Origin of the sequence: Candidatus Venteria ishoeyi, from assembly GCF_030378065.1 — a bacterium.
Classification (GTDB): Bacteria; Pseudomonadota; Gammaproteobacteria; order Beggiatoales; family Beggiatoaceae; genus Venteria; species Venteria ishoeyi.
This window is the reverse complement of record NZ_JAUCGJ010000028.1, coordinates 14,803-36,496: the sequence shown is the minus strand read 5'-3', so window position 1 is coordinate 36,496 and position 21,694 is coordinate 14,803. Positions and strand designations below refer to the sequence as shown.

Here is a 21,694-nt window from a genome sequence, read left to right as displayed (position 1 = left end):
AGAAACTGGGCGCAGGATTTTTATTTATTTTCAAGGCCTGAAAACAGGCGCATAGCAAGCTATGTAAGTATTTTCATAATGCAGAAAATGGAGAAAAATCCCCGCCAAGTTGCTGAAGTTATAAAGTTCTCAATCCTAAGCGAAGAGGGGAAATGTTATGGGAAAAGAATTACGCTCTTGGGTTTATGTAACGCTTTGGTCTGTCTTTATCTTTATTGCCATACCATTTGCTAGAACGATTGAAGCATTGGTTGATAAGTACTTTGGCAGTTCTTTCTTTTTATATGTTGTACTCATTTTTATCATCATTGCCAGTGTCGTGCTGCTGTTAGAGCTTAGCAAGCGTAAACTCCAGACTGGCAAAAATAAAGTTTGGCTACTGACTGTTACAGTAGCCTTTATCGCCTATACTATTCATTTGCGAGAAATGCCTGAAGAAGCGGTTCATTTTGTATTGTATAGTGTGCTTGGCGTTTTTCTTTTCCGGGCACTTGCGCATCGAAACAAAGACTATAGCATCTACTTCTCGGCAGCAGCACTAGGTGCGATTATTGGTACGTTGGATGAAACGATTCAGTGGATTGTTCCGGGAAGATATTGGGAGCTTGCTGATATATGGATTAATTTTTTTGCGGTCGTCCTGGTACAGATCGGCATTGCCAAAGGTTTTAATCCGAGTTTTATTTCTGCTCCTGTTCGCGCAAGCAGTCTTTTGTTTTTGTCTCGCGTACTGATTGTTTTTGTTGTCTTGATGCAACTGACTTTTCTCAATACAACACCACGGATTGCCTGGTATGCTGAGAAAATTCCTTTGCTTGACTTTTTGCGTAGCAATGAATCTGTCATGGTCGAATACGGCTATCTTTACAAGGATCCCGATACCGGAATTTTTCGCTCCAGACTGAATCATGATGAATTAAAACAGACTGATGCAGCCAGAGCCAAAGAAGCTGTTGCTATCATCAATCAATATACAAAGGAAAAATACAGCGAATTCTTGCAGAAATATACCCCGATATCCGATCCATTTTTGCATGAATGTCTCGTCCACCTGTTCAGTCGCAACGTGAATGCTAAGAGAGCCGATAAATATAAAGATAACCCGGAAAAATATAGCCAATATATCACCCGCGCCTATTACGAGAATAATATATTGGAAAAATATTTTTCCGAGACCTTTAAACCCTCAAAGTTCTTTTGGGACAGGCAATACCTTGCGGATATGAAGCAGGCGATAGATCGGCAAATGAAGTATGAGAGCGCTACCTCCAGGAACCTTATTACAAAAATCAGCGCGCTGTGGATTCAGCTTATTTTTATTGCCATACTTGCCGGATTACTCTATCTGTCTTTCCAACTTTCAAGGCATGGGGAAAAATCATGACTAAGCTAAGCCGTCGTTTTTTTCTGCAAACAATTGGCGCAGCGGTGGCTTCAACCGTTGTCGGCTGTACCAGTAAACCCATTTTGCCCGTTCAAGGTTCTGCCAAGAGGCACATTCGTCTTGCTTTTTATACCGATATCCATGCCAGAAAGGAGTGGGATACACCTGAAGCGCTGGCAATGGCGGCAGCAAGCATTAACGCCCAACATCCCGACATCGTTTTAGGCGGGGGGGATTACATCACGGATGGCTTTCAATCCTCAGTAGCCACGGTTGCCCACCGTTGGGATGCATATATGAAAATGCACAACAACATTCAGGCAACGCTTTTTCCTGCCATCGGTAATCATGACCTGGTAGCAGCATTGCCTGAAGATGGCACGCCGGCTGCGGAAGATCCGCGTGCTATTTATCTGCAAAAAATGGGACTGGCACGCACCTATTATGCTTTTGATACGCTGGGGTATCATTTTATTGTGCTTGATTCGGTGGAGGTTACTGGTGGCAAATATAAATACAGAGGCTTTATCTCCCCTGCCCAGATGGAATGGCTCAAACAAGATTTAGCAGCACTAAAGTCGGATACTCCTATTGTCGTTATTACCCATGTGCCACTGGTCACCGCTTTTTATAATGTGACCCAGGGCGTTGAGTTTAAACCCAGATCAAACCGTGTGATTGTCAATAACAAAGAAGTACTGGAACTGTTTAGTCAGCATAACCTGATACTGGTTCTACAAGGCCATTTACATGTTAAAGAACGCTATCAGTGGGGCAACACCACTTTTATCACCGGCGGTGCAGTATGTGGTAAATGGTGGCGGCGCGGTAACTGGTACAAGACCAAACCGGGCTATAACCTCATTACACTGAACAACAATCATGTCGAGTGGGAATATGTTGAATACGGCTGGCAGCCACGACGTCCCTAAAAAATTAATCTTAGGAGTGAGAATTTTATAACTTCAGCAACTTGGCTGGTCTTTTTCTCCATTCACCCGGTTTCGGTTTTTATTTCATTATCGTTCCTTACCACCGATTTTGGGAAAAAAGGAAGGATTTGCTATTTCTCTGACAAATCCACCAGACTTTTAATACCGCTGCGCAAATCACCCTTATCATTATTTAATAAAACCTTTACTTTGACTGTATCACTGCCGGCATCGGTGACAGGAGAGACCAGAATAATTTTACCGCTGGTTTCCGAAACCTGGCTGTAACCGGGAAAACGCACAGTTAAATTCTGCTCCACTTTAAGTTGCATGGCAGCGCTGGTTGAAACATGCAGTATCAATAATAAGGGATTAATTTTTGCAACGGTGAGTACCGCAGATTCTGAGCTGGAAACTTGTACCAGTTCTCCTGCGTCCCGATGAATTTCAGTGACCACGCCATTCAATGGGCTGCGTAGTGTGCGACGGGCAATTTGCGCCTGAATCTGCTGTGCTTCCAGGGCATGAATTTTTTTTATTTCCCGAGCAGCCTGCACCTTGGCTTTGGCAATGGCTAAATCTGCACGCTCCCGGTCTATTTCTGCTTGTTGTGCCGCGCCGCGTGCTAATAAAGGCAGTAAACGATTAAGCCGGGTTTGATGCAATCTGGCTTGAGCCTGTGCGGATTTTAATTCACCACTGGCTTTTTGTTTGGCTTTGGCAATGCGCAAACTGGCTTCCTGCACCCGGTTGTCTAATGCACCTAATATCTGCTCTTGTTTTACTAAATCACCTTCCTGAACCTTTAAACTGGCTAAAATGCCGGTATCCGGCGCGCCAACTTCAATTTCCTGTTCCGGCTGGGTGAAACCTTCGTAAGTATCAGCGTAAACCGTTGTTGTAATGGCAAAACTGCTGAGCAGTAAAAATAGTATGGATTGGAAAATTGATTGAGTTGGGAACTTCATGATGGTTTGATTTCCTGTGGAATAGATTTTTTTACAAAAAATCTATTTTAACCTATTGCCCGATAACATCGCTTTAGAATATCACTAAACCGTGTAGCCAAGCACCCAGCACGCACCTGATGTAAGGTACAGTGGTGAGTGCCATGCATTTGTTTCCTTACGTTCTCAAACCAGTCAGAAATCAGCGTGGAGCAAAAAGCGGTTTTTTTGTGTTAAAGCACAAAAAAGAAGCTTTTGCGTAACACCATTTAGCTTTCAGGCCGGGCAAATTTTTGTGCTTTACTGGAATCTGTAGCAACAGCCTGGCTGCTAATCGATAAGAATTCAGTATCAAACTGTACATCAAAATCAATGTTATCCTGGCTGCGCTCCAGCAGGAGTTGCGTGGGGTTTTCCAGTGTCAAATAAGCACCACAGGATTCGCCTGCTTCGCAGATATAGCCGTTATTATCCATATCACTGCCGCTGAAAATAATGTAACTGCCTTCAGGCAAATCATTGATATAAAAATCATAATGCCCCTGATATGCCTTAACCTGCGTTTCATCAACTGCCTGCTGGCTGTCAGGATCAATCATCAAAACATATTGGGTGCCGGCATCACCACCCGATTGGCTGCCTACCTGCCATATCATTGGAATGGTTTGGCTGACACCCTGCGTGGTTTCTGCCTCTAAGCTGGCACCGTAAGTGCCTCTTGCCAAGCCGCTGCGTTGCAGTTCGATTTGATACCGTCCAAGGCCATTGCTGTCAGTATTGAGCGCGGTAATATTTAACACGTCAGGGCGATCACTGTGCACAGAGCGGATAAATAAATCACCACCACCGGCATTAGACACAGTAAATTCCAATTGCTGCGTAAATGAGCCAAAGTTGAGCGAAGCCGGTTGTACGCTTAGGGCAGGTAAGGGGGGCGGTAGCGGGTTGCCATCAATCTCCAGTGCCATCAATACCGCCTGATGTGCGTCAATCAAACCATAACCGTATAAGTTATCGCGCCCGTTGCTGCCCAGGTCTTCGCTAATGCGGCCACTGGACAGCAGCTCATCAAAATCATTTGGGCTGAGGTTGGCATTTACCGCTTTCATCAACGCCAGCACCCCGGCAATATGTGGTGTTGCCATTGAAGTGCCAACACTGCTCCCATAGGTAAAGCGCACCTCAAAACTTTCACTGTCATCGCCGTTGGTGCTGAAGATGCCATCGGGTATGCCATCACCATTCAGATCGCGACTGGTGGAGCCGCCGGGGGCAGCAATATCAATGGTCGCCCCGGTGTTGGAATAGCTGGCATGGCGTTTATCCGGCCCTACCGCAGCAACGGAAATAACCCCCTCCAGGGCCGCTGGGTAAGTGGCCTGACTGTTGCCGTTATTGCCTGCGGCAGCAACAACCAGCACGCCTGCCGTGCGCGCCTGCGCAATTGCGCTGCTAAGCTCTGCTGAAATCATCGGCCCGCCCAGACTGAGATTGAGCACATCAGCACGCTGCGCTGGTATCTGACCGCTGCTGTTGCTTAAACCCGCAGCAAAACGCACGGCTTGCGCCACGCTGTAATCATTACCTGCACCATTTTTGCCCAATACCCGCAGTGGCATAATTTGCGTATGCCAGCCAATACCGGCAACGCCTTCATCATTATCACTGCTTGCGGCAATAGTGCCAGCAACGTGGCTGCCGTGGAAGGTGCTGCCATTGGGCGATTGATCGCCGGGATCATCGGCATTGCTGTCTATGCCATCACCATCCATGGCAATATCCGTATCACTGATAAAATCATAGCCAGCACCAATTTTGTTGCGCAAATCAGGATGATTCAGCAAAACTCCGGTATCAACAACGGCAACAATGACATTGCCGCTGCCCGTGGTGATGTCCCAAGCCTGGGGCAGATTAATCAGAGGGTAATGCCATTGCCGTGCATAGTGGCGATCATTCGGCACTCTGAGTGCTTGCAACTGGTAATTGGGCGCAGCCTGTTGAATACCAGCTTGCTTTTGTAATTGCTTAATCGCCATTAAGGTTTGATATTTGCGTTGGGTTTTGAGATTTTTAAAACGCAATGGCACAGCCTGTGTTTTGCTGGACTGAACATGCTTTTGCAAAGTGGTGCTTAAGTCCATGCTCAGTAACTGCGCCTGTTCAGGTTTTCCCGCTTTATGTTGTAGTGATAAGCCGGATAATTGTTGACTGAGTGCAGATAAAGTGGTTTTAGGTTTAAACCGGGTGATTACTTCGGCAACGGCAAAATCATCACTTAAGCGCAGGCTTTGCGGGTTAAATACTTGCTGCAATCTGGCATGTTGTCCAATGGATAAGACATAATTGGAATAACCGGAAAAGGCTTCGACCTGGATAATATAGTGACCATTTTGGCGGATGCTGAGACTTTCCGTATTGCCGATACTGACCGAGGCATCCAGTAACTCGCCGCTGCCTGCATCAAATAAACCCAAATCCAGATCGTTGGCTATCAAGTCAGGGCTGGCAATCAATAATGTGATGGTTTGTCCGGCGAGCAGCTCAACAGCAAAAAAATCATAGGCATCACCACTGTTGTAAGAGCGTCCTTCTGAACCGGTAAAGGCTTCATTGACATAGCCGCCTAAAGTCACGGGATTGGGAATGGTTTGTGCTTGCTCCAGCCCATTGTTGTCACGATAGTTGGCGTTGGGATCATTGACATCGCTGTCTACAGCCGTATTACCAGCAGCAGCCAGCACGCCGCTGGCATTGACATAAGCCGGTGCTTCCGGCTCAGGGTAATCCGGTTCGTCTGACCATGAGCCGTTGTTATCATCACTACCACTACCGCCGCAACCCGTAAGTAGTAACAAAAAAAGAAAAAAACTGAAAAAAAATCGTATTTGAGTCAACATCATGAGTCCCAATTGAATATAATAAGGTCAGTTTTTATGAATTTAGCGCAAAAATCAAGCAAACCTGTATACAAATTATAAAGAGACTCTTGGCAATGGCTACCGAAACTGAATTGAAATTGCGTATTGATCCTGCGGTAATCGAACAATTACAGCAACATGAACTGGTACAGGCTGCCAGTGATACTCAAAAAGAACAACGATTACTGGGCACCTATTACGATACACCAAAATATGAATTGCTGGCTGCAAAAATTGGTTTACGTGTACGCCGGGAAAATGATGCCTGGATTCAGGCCGTCAAAACGGCAGGTAAAGGCGTGGGCGGTTTGCATCAGCGTAAGGAATGGGAAGCACAGGTGAGCAGTGAGCAGCCGGAACTTGCGCATGTACCTGAGACAATACGCGATAAGGTTTTTAAGAAAACCAATCTATGGGAAAAAATTCAGCCTGTATTTACCAGTGATATGCGCCGTACAACCTGGCAATTGCAGGGTAAAAACGGTAGTCATATTGAGCTGTGTCTGGATCAGGGGGAAATGCGCACTGCGCAGAGCAATACGCCGATCAGTGAAATTGAGTTAGAGCTTAAGCAGGGTAATACAGAAGATTTATTTTATGTGGCTTTGAGTCTGTTAGAGCAAGTGCCACTGGTTTTGGAAAATGCCAGTAAAGCACAGCGTGGTTATCACCTGCATCAGTCAGCCACGCAAATCAGGCCATTGGCAAGTCAGGCCTGGCAACCACAGAAAGCGCGTCTGAAATCCGATATGGATGTAGAGACAGCGATGATCTACTTGTTTGAACTGTACCTGAATAGTTTGCAACGCAATGAAATTGCCACGCGGGAACAGGATGCGCAGGGTTTGTTAAAGATGCTGGAAACCATTCGTAATTTACAAACTGTCATCAGTTTGTTTAAAAGTATCTTACCCAAAAAAATCCGTCAAGAGCTGTCCAAGCCATTGGCATGGCTGCAAAATCAATTGACCCCGGCAGAAGACTGGACTTTATTACATAAAGCTTTATTACAGATTCCCCAGCAAATGCGCAAAGACGATTATATTCAGGAATTGCTGGAAATCACTATTAGCCGTCAGGATGTGCATCTGGAGCGGATTGCCGGTTTACTGGATTCGCCGCGTTACACCCGCTTATTATTACAGTTATCCAATATTCTGTTGACTAAAAGTTGGAGAAAATATGGCAATAATAAGCAGCAACGACTGTTATCGCATACGCTGCTGCGTTTTGCCAGTAATCGCCTGCAACGCCGACATTTGAAAATTATGTCTGAGCAGCCAATGAATACCCTGCAACAACAATGGTTATGGAAACAATGTCAGAAGCAATGGCGCGCTTTAAGTCTGCTAAGCAACTTATATACAGGCAGTAAAAATTACCTGAATTTTTTGTATTTGTTAGCCGAAGAACTGGGCGAACCTGAGAAACGCAAGAAATTGCAACAGCAGCAGGCCGAAACCCAACTGGACTCCGAACATCCGGCAATTGCTTTTCTGCATGGCTGGTACAGCGCACAAGCCGCCGGTCAAGGAGTGGTCGTCAAACCCTTGTGGCAGCTATTTTGTTGTAAAAAACCAGTGTGGCCGGTTTATCGTTAATAAAAACCAGCGTTCGATGTAAGGATCTTTAAAAAATAGTGACTTTCTATGCTCACTATCAAAAACTTAGCATGAAGCGGAAGCAGTTTTTTGCGCTATTGGCGCAAAAAGAAGCTTACCTTGAACTCAGTTTATCAGCTAAAAAACCGGGTAAAACTTGTTACGTCTTCTCTGGGGGTGCGGTAATGATTGACCTCGGCATCCGTATCTTCATAACCCAGTGCCATGCCACATAACAATACCGTATCTTGCGCATACCCCAGACTTTGTTTCACAATCTGTGGATATTCCCCCAGCGCGGCTTGTGGACAGGTCGCCAGACCTTCAGCCTGCGCTGTCAGCATCACTGATTGCAGGAACATGCCATAGTCCATGAATGAACCGGTTTCCATGACGCTGTCAAGAAAGAAAAACAGCGCCACTGGCGCATCAAACGCCCGGTAATTGGCGGCCCATTGGCTGCGGCGCTTTTCTTTGTCTTCCCGCTGGATGTTTAAAGCTTGATACATTTGTACCGCACAGGCTCCACGACGTTCTTTATAGGGGGCCTGCCACTGCTGTGGATAATAAGTGTAATCCATTGCCGGTGTCTCACCACCCTGGAAAGCCTGCTCCAGTTTTTGTTCCAGTGCTTTTTTACTATCTCCCATCACTACAGCGACTTGCCAGGGTTGAGTGTTAGCGGCGGAAGGCGCGTGTCTGGCAGCATCTAAAATACGTTCAATTTGGGCAGTTGTGACGGCTTTATCCAGAAAGGCGCGGGTGGATTTACGTTGTTTAAGGGCATCAATAACGTGCATATTATTTAACCTGAGTTTGATTTAAGCTTTATTCATCGCTTATGGCGATGAAAACCGCCAAAATTTCACGATAAATTTTTGATTGTATGTCGCAAATTTGGAAAAACCTTGCGGGTCTTTAAGACCTGCAAGGTTTAATCCGAATAGTATTTTAATTTTTTCTAACAGAAAAAATTAACTGCTGACTTCCTGTACCCGCTCTGTAACCACATAGCCAGATTCTGTCAGCTTGGCGTGTGCCGCAGCCAAGCGTGCAATCGGTACACGCGGGGCTGAGCAGGAAACATAGTTCAGCTTAATGTGATGGCAAAAACGAATCGACTCTGGATGCCCGCCTTGCTCACCACAAATCCCGATTTTCATGCCGGGACGGGTTTGACGCCCCCAATCCACGCTTAAGCCCATGAGTTGCCCAACTCCTTTAATATCCAGCACTTCAAAAGGGTTGCTGTGCAAAATATTTTTCTCGGTATACAAAGGCAGAAATTTGTTTTCCGCATCTTCACGCGAGAAGGAGAAAGTTGCCTGGGTCAGGTCGTTGGTGCCAAAAGAGAAAAACTCTGCTTCTTCAGCCAGATGCCCTGCACGCATACAAGCGCGAACCACTTCGATCATGGTACCGAATTTGAAGTTCAAGGTCAGATTGTTACGCGCTTCAATGCGCTCTTTAGTGGCACTGACGTAACGTTTGACATGTTTCAGTTCTTGTAAGGTACAAACCTGCGGCACCATGATTTCAACATGTACAGAAACCCCTTCTTTGATACATTCTGCTTCGGCTTCCATCACCGCTTGCAGTTGCATTTCATAAATTTCAGGGTAAGTAACCGATAAACGCACGCCGCGATGCCCCAGCATGGGGTTGACTTCAAAGAGTTCCCTTACCTTGCTCAGCATGTGCCGTTTCATCGCGATGGCTTCATCAACCAGGGTTTTGCCTTCTTCATTAAACGGTAATACGGTATTTTCCGGATTACTTTTCACTTCTGGACGCAACAGGCGTAAAGAACTTAACAATACCGCAACGCCGTTAATGTCTTTGCGTACCTGTTCCAGATTATCGATATCATCTTCCAGCTCTTTTTCGGTGGGCAGGAATTCATGAATTGGAGGATCCAGCAGGCGAATGGTGACGGGATTGGGAGCCATCGTCTTAAACAAGGACTTGAAATCCTGGCGTTGCATGGCGCGCAGTTTTGCCAAAGCTTCTTCGCGCTCTTCGGTGGTATCAGCCAGAATCATGTTGACCATAAACGGCAGGCGGTCAGTGGCGTTAAACATGCGCTCGGTGCGGCATAAGCCAATACCCATAGCACCATATTCCACGGCTTTTTGTGCGGCATCCGGGGTATCGGCATTCGCCATCACCTTGAGCTCAGCAATATCATCAGCCCAGGACAACAGGATTTTTAATTCATCAGAAAATTCCGGTTCTTCCGTAGGCAATTCACCCAAATACACGTCGCCCGTGCCGCCATCAATGGTAATAAAGTCACCTTCTTTTAAGGTAACCTCGCCTACCACGGCAATGCGCTGCTGAGTATCAACGGAAATACCTTCCGCACCGGCAACGCAGGGTTTACCCATGCCGCGCGCAACCACGGCGGCATGAGAGGTTTTACCGCCACGACTGGTAAGTATGCCTTCTGAAGCAAAAAAACCATGAATATCTTCAGGCTTGGTTTCTTCACGCACCAGAATCACTTTTTCCCCGGAACGTCCGAGAATTTCCGCGCGATCCGCGTCAAATACACAATGCCCGGAGGCTGCGCCCGGAGAAGCGGGCAAGCCCTGCGCCAATGGCTGCACTTTGATATTCTGCATTAAGCGGGGATGCAGTAATTGCTCTAATAATTCAGGATCTACACGTAACAAGGCTTGTTCTTTGTTAATCAGGCCCTCTTTAACCATTTCCACGGAAGTGCGCACCATCGCCGCAGCATTCATTTTGCCGTTGCGGGTTTGCAGACAGTATAAAATACCCTTTTCAATGGTATATTCAAAATCCTGAATTTCCAGATAATGGGCTTCCAGTTTGCTGCGCAGGGTTTCTAACTGACTGTGCATTTCCGGCATTTCTTCGCCCATATGATGCACAGGTTTGGGGGTGCGGATACCGGCAACCACGTCTTCACCCTGGGCATTAACCAGATATTCGCCAAACATCAGGTTTTCACCGGTACCGGGATTACGCGTGAAGCCCACACCGGTTGCGCAATCATCACCCATGTTACCAAATACCATTTCTACGATATTAACGGCAGTGCCATTGGCCATGTCCGGGGTAATTTTAAATTCTCGGCGATAATCAATCGCACGTTTACCCATCCAGGAATTAAATACGGCTTTGATGGAAATTTCCAACTGCTCGTAAACATCCATTGGGAAAGGACGACCCGTGTGTTCTTTAACCACATCCAGGAACAAACCACTGATTTCTTTCAGATCTGAAGCTGTCAGACCGACATCGGCTTTAACCCCGGAGCGTTTTTTAACCGCTTCAAAATGTACATCAAATTTTTCATCAGGCACACCTAAGGCAACCTTGCCAAATAACTGAATAAAGCGCCGATACGCATCGTAACCAAAGCGCTCATTACCAGTTTCCGCAATCAAGGCGGGTAAGGTATTGTTATTGAGACCCAGGTTTAAAATCGTATCCATCATTCCCGGCATGGACATGGCTGAACCGGAGCGCACGGAAACCAATAATGGCTTATCAGCATTACCAAAACCTTTACCGCTATTTTTTTCAACGGTGGCAATTTGCTGGTGAACTTCTTCGATTAAACCTTCGGGCAGTCGGTGTTGCTCATCTGCCAGATAAGTCAGACAGGCTTCAGTGGAAATCACAAAACCGGCAGGCACATTCAACCCAATCTGGGTCATTTCACAAAGATTTGCACCTTTACCACCTAATAATTGTTTATTTTTCCCATCACCTTCGCTAAATGCATAAACATATTTTTTATTCATTTTTGAGTCTGCCTCCTTGGCAGTTTTTTTAACGTTTGATTAATATTACAAGCTGAACTTGATGTAAGCTTTTTTAACAAAAAATTATAAAATCCAGTAGGCACTATCAATAGACAGCAGCAATTTTCAACGCATTTGGCGTTGTACCTCAGAGCCAGTTTCCTATCAACAGGAAAGGCCCCCAGTAGGCAGGATGGGTATAACGTACCTGTGTCAGTAATTGAATTTGCGCTTGTTGCAGGGCTTTAGCCTTGGATAAACCGGGCGTGCCAAGCAGGTTTTTATAAAACTGCGTAACCACCAGAGAGGTGGCTTCATCATCAATAAACCATAAGGTTGCCAATGCGCTGCCAGCACCAGCTTTAATCGCAACGCCAGCCAGACCTAAGGCGGCGCGATCATCGCCGACAGCCGTTTTACAGGCACTGAGTGTTAGTAATTCCAGCGGCTTTTCACGTAATTTGCCTAAGCCGATTAATTGCTGCAAATCATCCATATGCAGTTTTTCCTGATATGTCAGCAAATAGGTATTTTCCGGGTTGGCATCAAATTCACCATGCGTTGCCAGATGTATCACGCTATACGAAGTTTGTGCTAAGGCTTCACGAAATTTAGGCTGGGTATAAGCCACATTCAGCATTTCCAGACCGTGGGTGAGTTGCTGAATCGATTTCAATTCCTTCGGCACATTGGGTAACGGGCTGTAACCCTGCACTCCATCCGATAAACCCGCCAGCAATATTTGGCTGTTTTGCCAGTTAATGGGTTGTGCGTAAGTCAGGCTCAAGCCCGGCGTATTCGCCAGGGCGTATTGCTCAATTAAAAATTGTTGTCCATCATGCAAAGTGGAAAATGGAATACTGCGCAAGCTACCGTCAGGCACAAAAACCAGGGTATCTATCTGCCTGGCCTGCAAATGTGGCAACAAGGGGCGAATCAACCAATTGTATAATTGCTGAGATTGGTACATGAAGCGGCGTGTGGTACGGGTTTGCAAACGCAGGCGCAGCAGATTAACCGCATAATGCAGTTGCGCAGCGGCTACCGGTACGCTGACCGCTTCAATATGGTCATTGATACCCAGCAACAGAATTAATTGTTTATCCAAAGGTACAGGGTAAATCGTTGCCGTGCCGGGCGTGGCATTTTCCAGGCTGGATTTACGCAGGTTCGCCCGTTTCTGTGCAACTTGTACGCATTCATCCTGAAAATAATTCTGCAACTCTGCTACTTTCATTGATTCAATAGCATTTCGGGCTTCCCGCAGCAAAGCTTGTTGCTGGGTTTTATCTGGACTTTGCCGGGCTTTAGCGATTAATAAACCCGCCAAGCCATAATAAACCGGACGTACTACGCTATCAAAATCAGGGGGGGAGCGCCGATAACCAACATCCAGGCGTTGCTGTATGGGTTTTAAGGTGCGCCCAGCTTCCCGGTAAGCGCTGATTGCCCGGTCATTTTTTTGCTGTGCTGCAAATAAGCGTCCCTGCTGCCATTGCCAGCGATATAAAATATCGGGATTTTCACCTTGCAGTGCAAAGAAAATCGCCTGCCGGGTGAGTTTTAAAGCATCGGCTATTGCCCCGGAATGTTCGTATAAAGCACCGAGGTAACCATAAGCCTGCGAGCGTGCGCGGCTGTAATCCAGGGTTTTGGCAAGTTGGGCGGCGCTGTGAAAATTTTTAACCGCACTCTTCCATGCTTGCTGGCGTATATTATCCGGTGCTTTTGCAACCGTGCTGAGTGTTTGTGTTGCCAGACCCAACGCCAGATAAGTATGTAATTTATCCTGATCGTTGTTTTGCAATGTCAGTCTGCGTTGAATATCTTTCAGATTTTGGGTGATTTCAGGAAACTGCTGCTGACTGATTTGCACATTCAACAGATTAATGGCGGCTTTATTTGCCAAGGCGGGTTGCATGGCGCTATCGGCCTGCGCAACAGCCTGCTGATAAGTTGATAGCGCCTGCTCAGGGCTGCCAAATTCGGTCAAGACATTACCTAAGGTGTTTAACGTCGCCGCCTGCAGACCTGGTTGGGGTGATTGCAATGCTTTTAACAAGTCCATACTGGCCTGCGCATGATTATGCGCGGCATTCAATTCTCCTGTACTAAGCCAGATATCGCTGATTTGATTATGTGCCTGAATCTGGCGTTTGCTATCCACTAATTGCTCAGCCCAGGCTGACAGTGGTGATAATTGCGCAAAAGCCTTATCGTGCATCCCCAGCGCTTGATAAGCCTCTGCCAGATGCAGACGTAAATCAATAGCCTGCGCTGTTGCTGGCGTAGTATTTTTTAACTGGTTTTCCCATTGGCTTGCCGCAAGTTGAAATTCACCCCGGGAAAAAGCAGCTTCCCCTGATGTTAAAACAGCCTGTTTATCATCGGCATGACTGGCACCCATTATTAAAAATAAAAAAATACCTGCAATTCTGAATATCATGGAAGATACACCGTAAAAAATAAAGCCATAAGGTTATTGTGAGAATGATAAATGATAAATATATCAAAATACCAGAGCGTTTGGGTGATGAAAGCACTTTTAAGCTGAGAAAACTGATGCTTTAGATGTTATTAATTATTTTAATTTGAATAACATCACTTGTCTGGCGCGTTGTCGTACCACTTCACCATCAATGTACTTAGGTGAAAATTTCCAGCGTTTGATTGCCTGTAAAGCTTCCTCTTCAAAAATGCCTGCGGGTATTGCTTTTACCACAACCGGCGCACTGACAGCACCTTGCTCGGTCACAATAAATTCTATCGTGACCCGGCCCTCAATATGTTTACGTCTGGCCCGTGGGGGGTAAACTGGGTCGATGCGGCGCAGAGGAATTAAGTTACTGTCAGCTTTGATGATTCTGGATTGTTTACTGGCTGCAACAGGTTTTGTCTGAGCATGAACCAGCGGTTTTGAAACAGAACTTGTACTTAGCCTGTTTTTACCAGGCTCAGCCTGTTTGTTTGGGATTACTGCTTGTTTTTCAGGGGGTTTCGGTGGTTTTTTTATTATCTCATGCGATTTCAGGCTTGCAAATTGTGGAATAAAATCTAATGGTGGTAAGTTTAAGATTTTTTTCGGTAAACTGATGTCTTTGGCTTGAGGCGGCACAGCAAGTGGTTCTGGAGGTGGTGTTACAGGTGATGATGTAGGTATTGGGGGCATTGCTGGTAACTGAGCAGATTGCACAGATGCGGTATTTTCCAGATTTTGTGGAGCTTGCTGTTTCAAGGTTTCAATAACATAAGGTGATGTTTTTTTTTCCATTATTACTGATTGCTTAGCAATCATTTCCTGCATCCACCAAAAAAGTCCTAAATTTACAAGAAAAGCCAAGATGATGGCAAAAAAAATCCGCATATAATTTTAATTCCAAGCAGCGAGAGGTAGACAGCCTTTTCAATATTTTACTCCTTATCAGAGCTTACATTGAAAGTGAATTTTATACAAAGTAACTTGAAATCCAAACATTAGAAAGTTATAATATTCGAAAATAACAATTTTCCATATATCTTATCTTCCATATATCTTATCTTAATAATACGGAGTACCATCAAATGAAATACGCTACCCTGCCGCTTGCAATTACTCTGGCTTTTTCAACCTCCTTCGCTGTAGCAAATGATAGTCCTGCACAGGCAATGCAGGCTGAAGCTGAAAAACGTCACCAACAAATGCAAGAAAAATTTGAAGCACGTAAAGCTGAAATGGAAAAAATGCACGCGCAAGCCTTCCCTGCATTAGCTTTAGATCCAATGGCGAAGCACATGCAAGCACAAATGGATCAACAACGGCAGTGGATGGAACAACAGTTTCAAGCGCAAAAAGCACAAATGGATAACATCTACCAGCAGTCAGCCTTTGTCCCACCTTATCCAGTAAACGGCCCATGGACAGGCGGACCATCAGTAGAAGAGCATAAAGCACAAATAGAAAAAATGCGTGCTGCTCAGCAAGAACGCATGAAAGCCGCGCGAGCGCAAATGGAAAAACAGGCTGCAACAATGCCACGGCCTTTCCAACCCACCTGGAATGCACCAGCAATGCCTTCTGCGGCAGAACGTCAAGCACATATGGAAAAAATGCGCGCTGCACAGGAAGCACAAATGAAAGCCATGCGCGAACAGTTTGAAAAACAATTCCAAAATATGCCCGCACCTTACGCAAAACCAGCTCAGGTTGCTTATCCTGCTGCCCCTGCTGATGCTGAAGCGATGAAACAGCAATTTGAAAAAATGCGTGCAGAGCAAGAAAAACAAATGAATACCATGCGCGCACAAATGGATAAAATGTTTCCCGGTGCTGCTGAAATGCCAAATCAAGAAGCGTTTGAAGCAAGAGCCAAACAAAGTCAGGCTGAATATAAAGCACGTCGCGTTATTATGAAAGAATGTAATGAGCGTTTAAAAGCTGTTAGTACTTCTGCACAAAAAGTTGCTGCACATACTGAATAAGGAGCGAGAATTTTATAATTTCAGAAACTTGGCTGGTCTTTTTCTCCATTTTCTGCGTTATGAAAACAGTTACATAGCTTGCTATGCGCCTGTTTTCACGCCTTGAAAATGAATAAAAATCATGCGCCCAGTTCCTGCACTTATTTCATCCTCACTCCTAAAATACGAAAATTAAAAAATAAATCTAAATGCCTAAAAGGTTCATGTTTTTTAAGCATTAGTCTTTTATAAGTTCTCAGGTAAATGGTTTACGGATAACACCCCTTCAAAGGGGTGTTATCCGTTGGTCTTCCAGGAAATTAATTATCTGACAGCCTATAGATGGCCTGTGCGTGCCTTTCTCGCCGTACTGGCAAAGCATCATCCAGAAAGTATTGGAAATTTTCAATGAAAAGAGTACCCGAATTAAGCGGTCTGTCCAGCGATCACCACCGGGCCTTAGTCATGGCTAAAAAGGCAAAACAGGCTAAATTAACAGGTAACTTGAATATCTCTGATATATGGCATGAAATGGAAGCATATTATGCAGCTGAGTTAGAAAATCATTTCCGTATAGAAGAAACCCATATTGCACCACAACTCAAGTTACTTGGAAAAACAGCACTTATAGAAAGGCTCTATAATGAGCATGCTGATATTAGCGCTTATTTTAACCCAACAGCTGAACATACTGCTGATACGCTAAAAGAGTTGGGTGATTTATTAGAAAAACATGCAAGGTTTGAAGAAAGAGAATTATTTAATATTGTACAAGAAATTTTCAGCACTGAAGAACTTGCTTCGATAGAAAAAGCTTGTATTAAATAAGCTAATAAATGGAAATAAAATAAAAGCAGATACGGCTGCTGTTGGTACCTTAATGGGAAGTATGGGCTGTGTGGCAGCCGCTGAAAAGCACACGCATATAGACCTACGGCTTAATTGGGTAGTCATTTTTTTATGCCGGCCTTTTCAAAGCAGGGCAGAGTGGTTCCAATTCTTTTAAGGCAGATTCATAAACTTTGCGTTTAAATGGCACAACTTCGCGCAATGGGTGCCAATAATTCACCCAGCGCCAGCCGTCAAATTCGGGGGTTCCACTTAAATCCAGGCGCACATCACTTTCCTTCCCCAGCAGACGCAGAATAAACCAGCGTTGTTTTTGCCCAATACACAATGGGCGTTTGTGATGGCGAATCAAATGGTAGGGCAAATTATAATAAAGCCATTGCTGCGTCATGCCCAGGATTTCAACATGATCGCGTGTTAAGCCAACTTCTTCAGTCAGCTCCCGATATAAGGCCTGCTCCAGTGTTTCATAGGACTTAATCCCACCCTGTGGAAACTGCCAGGAATTCTGCCCAATCCGTTTGGCCCAGAAAACCTGCCCAAGTTGATTGGTCAAAATAATACCTACATTTGCTCTGAAACCTTCTACATCAATCACAACTATTCACTTTTACTGATTCAACCTGAGTTCGGTGTCAATTCGATTAGCCGCTATGCGACTAAAAACCGTGTCCACTGCTGTAAAGCTTGATATCGAACCCGGTTGATTCACTTCAATAATTAAATGCAAGAGTATAACGAAGCAGTGCCCGTTTTTCCATATTGGAAATTAGCTTAATTCCAGCATAAAAACAAAGGATAAACAGCATGATTTTAAAATTATGGCTTCACTTCAAACGCCACGATTCATCCTTCTCTTTCTGGTATTCACCATCAATAATGGTGCCTTCCTGAGTATTGGAATAGCCACTTTGCATCACAACTATGTTTTGCAGCAGACGCTGCATAAAAAAGCGGATAAGTCCACGCCGCAAAGGTGGAATTAAACAGATAAAACCAAGCACATCAGTAAAAAAGCCTGGCGTAATTAATAAGAGTCCACCAATTAATAACACCAGACCTTCCAAAAGTTCCTGCGCGGGCGCTTCACCGCGTTGCATGTTGTGTTGCGCACGTTGTAGTGCAGAAATACCCTGCTGGCGTAACAATACGCTACCAATCATGGCGGTTGCAATAATCAACAAAATCGTAATCCAGGCACCAATGATCGAGCCTACTGTAATTAACAAATAAATCTCAATAACGGGAACAATAATAAAAATCAAAAAGAGGTAAGGGAACATAAGTTGTACTCAAAGTAATGATTGGATAGACAGAAAACTGTATTTTTAAAATGCGTCTCATTTTGAGAAAATCAATTTCCCAAAATGCAAATTAAGTATCCTGACTACTTAGGTTTTATCAAAAATCATATTATTGTAACTTGAAAATAATCTTTTATTACAAATTGTTACAAGTATTTATATTTAAATCCCAGATATTGGACTTTATCTTGCTCATTTTTAATTTAAAAATAATATTTTGTTACAAATTGTTGTAGTTATTGTATGGTTAAGTGCCAAGTGTTGAAGTTGATCTTACTCAATATAAATTAGAAAAAATTGAGTTTAACACCTGATTTTTCAGAATAACACTCCTAAACACCATGCATCAAACTCAAGAATAATATCAATCATGATAAAAAACTGGAGTAAAGTTATGGATAATGCCCTGATTCATAATACACTGATCCAACTGATAGCAAGCTCAAAAAGCCAGAAAAAATTTCTGGATACGGATACGTTATTTTATAGCGAAAATGATTTTTTAAATATCATTGATCGCGAGTGCGCGCGTTCTGACCAGTACGGACATAATTTTATGCTGGTCACTTTTCAATTGGATCAAGGTTCTGAGCAAGCCAGCAGAATGCTGACAGTATTAGCCTCGCGCTTGTGCTTAAGTGATGTTGCCGGTTGGGTTAATGAACACTATCTTGGTGTATTGCTATCGGGTGTACAAGAAATGCAAGGGACACAATATTTTCTTAACAGCATCACGCACTTATTCAGGCAGCGTTATGAATCAGCAGATATGCCCTTGCATCAGGTTCACCACTATCCTTTAGACTGGCATCCTGAGCTGGAAAGAGAATGGTATCAGGTCGCTCAGGAGAATATGGTATCAGATACCGTACAATACTTACATGCTGAAGAGCGTGGTGCAGTATTGGAATCACCGCCCAGCTTAGATCACTTATTAATACAGGCAATGCCCTGGTGGAAAAGAGCAACGGATATTGTCGGGGCCAGTATTGGCCTGCTTTTGCTATCCCCTTTATTTTTGTTGGTCGCCATTTATATTAAATCCATTTCCAAAGGCAAGGTGCTATTCACCCAACCCAGAGTCGGGTATTTGGGAAAAACCTTTACGATATTCAAGTTCAGAACGATGGAAAGTAATATCGATACCAGCAAACATCAGCATTATGTGGCGGAATTGCTGAAAAATGGTAAGCCCATGTACAAATTGGAAGATACCGATCCCAAGGTGATTCCTTATGGAAATATCCTGCGTAAAACCGGGATTGACGAGTTTCCACAACTTATTAACGTGTTGCGTGGTGAAATGAGCCTGGTGGGGCCGCGCCCGGATGTGTTATACGCCGTTAAAAATTACTATTCCTGGTATCACACCCGTTCTGATGCCTACCCTGGTTTAACCGGCCTGTGGCAAGTCAGTGGTAAAAATAATACCAGCTATGAACAAATGATGGCACTGGATGTGGCATATTCACGTAATATACGCTTCTGGCTGGATCTGAAAATTATCCTGAGTACGCCGATATCCATTTTAGCGCAGGTAAAACAAGCGCTATTTACCCCTAAAAATCCATTGGGAGAATGCAAGGAAACGCCTCAGGAATCATAAAAAAGCCCCTTAAGTGGGGCTTTTTTATGAACAACTAAATTAACCTGAAAAGGCTTGGTATTACAGGATATACTGGCTGAGATCTTCGTTCTGCACCAGTTCATTTAGATGACTATTCACATACTGCTCATCAATCACAATGCTGTCTCCTGATTTCTCTGCTGCTTCAAACGACAAATTTTCCAGCAAGGATTCCAGCACCGTGTGCAAGCGCCTTGCACCAATATTTTCCGTGCGCTCATTCACCTGCCATGCCATTTCTGCCATGCGATGAATACCGGATAAATCAAAAGACAGATTCACCCCTTCAGTTTCCATTAAGGCGGTGTATTGTTCGGTCAAAGAAGCATCGGGTTCGGTGAGAATACGGGTAAAATCATCTACTGTCAGGGCATGAAGCTCCACCCGAATTGGCAGACGCCCCTGTAATTCCGGGATAAGATCAGAAGGCTTGGAAAAGTGGAATGCACCTGAAGCGATAAACAGAATATGATCGGTTTTAACCATGCCATATTTGGTACTGACCGTGCTGCCTTCAACCAGAGGCAACAAATCGCGCTGCACGCCTTCTCTGGAAACATCGCCACCACTGCCACTGCGTTCAGAATGCCGCGCAATCTTGTCCATTTCATCTAAAAATACAATGCCGTTCTGTTCCACGCGCTCTACGGCATTGGCTCTGAGATCATCTTCATTAATCAGGTTTTCCGCTTCTTCTTCCGTCAGCACCTTAATTGCTTCAGAAACTTTCATTTTACGCGAACGGGTGCGGTTGTTGCCCATGTTCTGAAACATATTCTGCAACTGACTGGTCATTTCTTCCATGCCTGGCGGTGCCATGATCTCAACGCCTATGCGTGATTCATTGACTTCCAGTTCGACTTCTTTATCGTCTAACTTGCCTTCGCGCAGCATTTTACGAAACTTCTGCCGGGTACTGCTCTGGTCTTCTTCCTGTGCGCCACGTGCGGGTGGCAGCAGTGCATCTAAAACACGCTCTTCTGCGGCATCCATAGCCCGGTACTGAACTTTTTCAGTGGCTTCTTCGCGTAACATTTTAATGGAAATATCCATCAAATCACGCACAATGGATTCCACATCACGCCCAACATAACCGACTTCGGTAAATTTAGTGGCTTCCACTTTCAAAAACGGTGCATTCGCCAAACGTGCCAGACGGCGGGCAATTTCGGTCTTACCCACGCCTGTCGGCCCGATCAGTAAAATATTTTTGGGGGTGATTTCATTACGCAGATGATCACTCACCTGCATTCTGCGCCAACGGTTACGCAAGGCAATGGCAACTGCACGTTTCGCCTGCGCCTGCCCAATAATATGTTTATCCAGTTCGCTGACAATTTCTTTTGGGGTCATTTCACTCATTATCAATTTCCGGTTTCCAGCGTTTCGATGGTGAATTGGTGATTGGTATAAATGCAGATATCAGCGGCAATACTCAAGCTTTTTTCTACAACTTCCTGTGCGCTGAGCTCGGTATTTTCCAGCAAGGCCTGCGCTGCCGCCTGTGCATAAGAACTGCCGGAGCCTATTGCCATTAAGTTTTTTTCCGGCTCAATAATATCGCCGGTACCTGAAATCATTAATGAGGCATTGGCATCTGCCACCACCAGCATCGCTTCCAGTTTGCGCAAAATCCTGTCAGTGCGCCAATCTTTCGCCAATTCCACTGCTGCGCGCACCAAGTGGCCCTGATGCTGTTCCAGTTTGCCTTCAAAACGCTCAAACAAGGTGAAAGCATCGGCGGTAGCACCTGCAAAACCTGCAAGAATTTTATCATGATACAAGCGCCGTACTTTACGGACATTATTTTTCATGATGACATTACCCAAGGTCGCCTGACCATCACCACCAATTACAACTTGTCCATTTCTGCGTACAGACAGGATGGTTGTTCCATAAATGCGTTCCAATACCTT

The 21,694-nt window shown here is 44.8% G+C and carries 16 protein-coding genes; 6 read left to right on the top strand and 10 right to left on the bottom strand.

The window, feature by feature from the left end; all coding sequences use genetic code 11:
- The first annotated feature begins 157 nt into the window (after window positions 1-157).
- Window positions 158-1,384, top strand: coding sequence for a VanZ family protein (locus tag QUF61_RS10830; protein ID WP_103920982.1), 1,227 nt, complete (start codon window positions 158-160; stop codon window positions 1,382-1,384).
- Complete coding sequence (locus tag QUF61_RS10825) at window positions 1,381-2,316, top strand: metallophosphoesterase family protein (RefSeq protein WP_289681666.1); 936 nt, start codon at window positions 1,381-1,383, stop codon at window positions 2,314-2,316. Before QUF61_RS10830 ends, QUF61_RS10825 begins: the two co-directional genes overlap by 4 nt.
- 131 nt (window positions 2,317-2,447) lie before the next feature.
- Here QUF61_RS10825 and QUF61_RS10820 read toward each other — a convergent pair whose 3' ends face one another.
- On the bottom strand, window positions 2,448-3,284 hold the full coding sequence (locus QUF61_RS10820; RefSeq protein WP_103920984.1) for an efflux RND transporter periplasmic adaptor subunit: 837 nt from the start codon (window positions 3,282-3,284) through the stop codon (window positions 2,448-2,450).
- Between the two features lie 248 nt (window positions 3,285-3,532).
- A complete protein-coding gene (locus tag QUF61_RS10815) occupies window positions 3,533-6,121 on the bottom strand; it encodes a S8 family peptidase (protein WP_289681664.1) in 2,589 nt (862 codons plus the stop codon).
- A 137-nt stretch (window positions 6,122-6,258) separates the two neighbouring features.
- On the opposite strand from QUF61_RS10815, the gene QUF61_RS10810 reads away from it, so the two are divergent.
- Window positions 6,259-7,785, top strand: a complete 1,527-nt coding sequence (locus QUF61_RS10810) for a CYTH and CHAD domain-containing protein (RefSeq protein WP_289681663.1) — start codon at window positions 6,259-6,261, stop codon at window positions 7,783-7,785.
- 134 nt (window positions 7,786-7,919) lie between these two features.
- Here the strand turns inward: QUF61_RS10810 and QUF61_RS10805 are convergent, their stop codons facing one another.
- The 4 genes from QUF61_RS10805 to QUF61_RS10790 all read right to left on the bottom strand — a co-directional run bounded on the left by QUF61_RS10805 (window position 7,920) and on the right by QUF61_RS10790 (window position 14,832).
- The gene (locus QUF61_RS10805; protein WP_289681662.1) at window positions 7,920-8,585 is read right to left on the bottom strand and encodes a nitroreductase; all 666 of its coding nucleotides are present in this window, start codon (window positions 8,583-8,585) and stop codon (window positions 7,920-7,922) included.
- Between the two features lie 174 nt (window positions 8,586-8,759).
- Window positions 8,760-11,561 (bottom strand): pyruvate, phosphate dikinase, encoded by a 2,802-nt coding sequence (gene ppdK / locus QUF61_RS10800; RefSeq protein WP_103920995.1) that lies wholly within the window; start codon window positions 11,559-11,561, stop codon window positions 8,760-8,762.
- Window positions 11,562-11,709: 148 nt separating this feature from the next.
- A complete protein-coding gene (locus tag QUF61_RS10795) occupies window positions 11,710-14,007 on the bottom strand; it encodes a CHAT domain-containing protein (RefSeq protein WP_289681661.1) in 2,298 nt (765 codons plus the stop codon).
- A gap of 135 nt (window positions 14,008-14,142) precedes the next feature.
- Entirely contained in the window at window positions 14,143-14,832 is a 690-nt protein-coding gene (locus QUF61_RS10790) for an energy transducer TonB (RefSeq protein ID WP_289681660.1), read from the bottom strand.
- Between the two features lie 290 nt (window positions 14,833-15,122).
- Here QUF61_RS10790 and QUF61_RS10785 point away from each other — a divergent pair, with 290 nt between their 5' ends.
- Both QUF61_RS10785 and QUF61_RS10780 read left to right on the top strand, forming a co-directional pair.
- The gene (locus QUF61_RS10785) at window positions 15,123-16,019 is read left to right on the top strand and encodes a hypothetical protein (RefSeq protein ID WP_103920999.1); all 897 of its coding nucleotides are present in this window, start codon (window positions 15,123-15,125) and stop codon (window positions 16,017-16,019) included.
- Between the two features lie 387 nt (window positions 16,020-16,406).
- Complete coding sequence (locus QUF61_RS10780; protein ID WP_177428529.1) at window positions 16,407-16,826, top strand: hemerythrin domain-containing protein; 420 nt, start codon at window positions 16,407-16,409, stop codon at window positions 16,824-16,826.
- 130 nt (window positions 16,827-16,956) lie between these two features.
- On the opposite strand, the gene QUF61_RS10775 is transcribed toward QUF61_RS10780, so the two are convergent.
- Both QUF61_RS10775 and QUF61_RS10770 read right to left on the bottom strand, forming a co-directional pair.
- Window positions 16,957-17,445: an RNA pyrophosphohydrolase gene (locus tag QUF61_RS10775; protein ID WP_103921001.1), complete on the bottom strand. Its 489-nt coding sequence runs from the start codon at window positions 17,443-17,445 to the stop codon at window positions 16,957-16,959.
- 229 nt (window positions 17,446-17,674) lie between these two features.
- Window positions 17,675-18,130, bottom strand: a complete 456-nt coding sequence (locus QUF61_RS10770) for an FxsA family protein (RefSeq protein ID WP_103921002.1) — start codon at window positions 18,128-18,130, stop codon at window positions 17,675-17,677.
- 415 nt (window positions 18,131-18,545) lie between these two features.
- Here QUF61_RS10770 and QUF61_RS10765 point away from each other — a divergent pair, with 415 nt between their 5' ends.
- The gene (locus QUF61_RS10765) at window positions 18,546-19,757 is read left to right on the top strand and encodes a sugar transferase (protein WP_289681659.1); all 1,212 of its coding nucleotides are present in this window, start codon (window positions 18,546-18,548) and stop codon (window positions 19,755-19,757) included.
- A gap of 60 nt (window positions 19,758-19,817) precedes the next feature.
- On the opposite strand, the gene hslU is transcribed toward QUF61_RS10765, so the two are convergent.
- Complete coding sequence (gene hslU, locus QUF61_RS10760; protein ID WP_289681658.1) at window positions 19,818-21,140, bottom strand: ATP-dependent protease ATPase subunit HslU; 1,323 nt, start codon at window positions 21,138-21,140, stop codon at window positions 19,818-19,820.
- Between the two features lie 2 nt (window positions 21,141-21,142).
- Window positions 21,143-21,688 carry an ATP-dependent protease subunit HslV gene (hslV, locus tag QUF61_RS10755; protein WP_103921005.1) on the bottom strand — a complete coding sequence of 182 codons (546 nt, stop codon included), beginning with the start codon at window positions 21,686-21,688 and terminating at the stop codon, window positions 21,143-21,145.
- Between the last annotated feature and the right edge of the window lie 6 nt (window positions 21,689-21,694).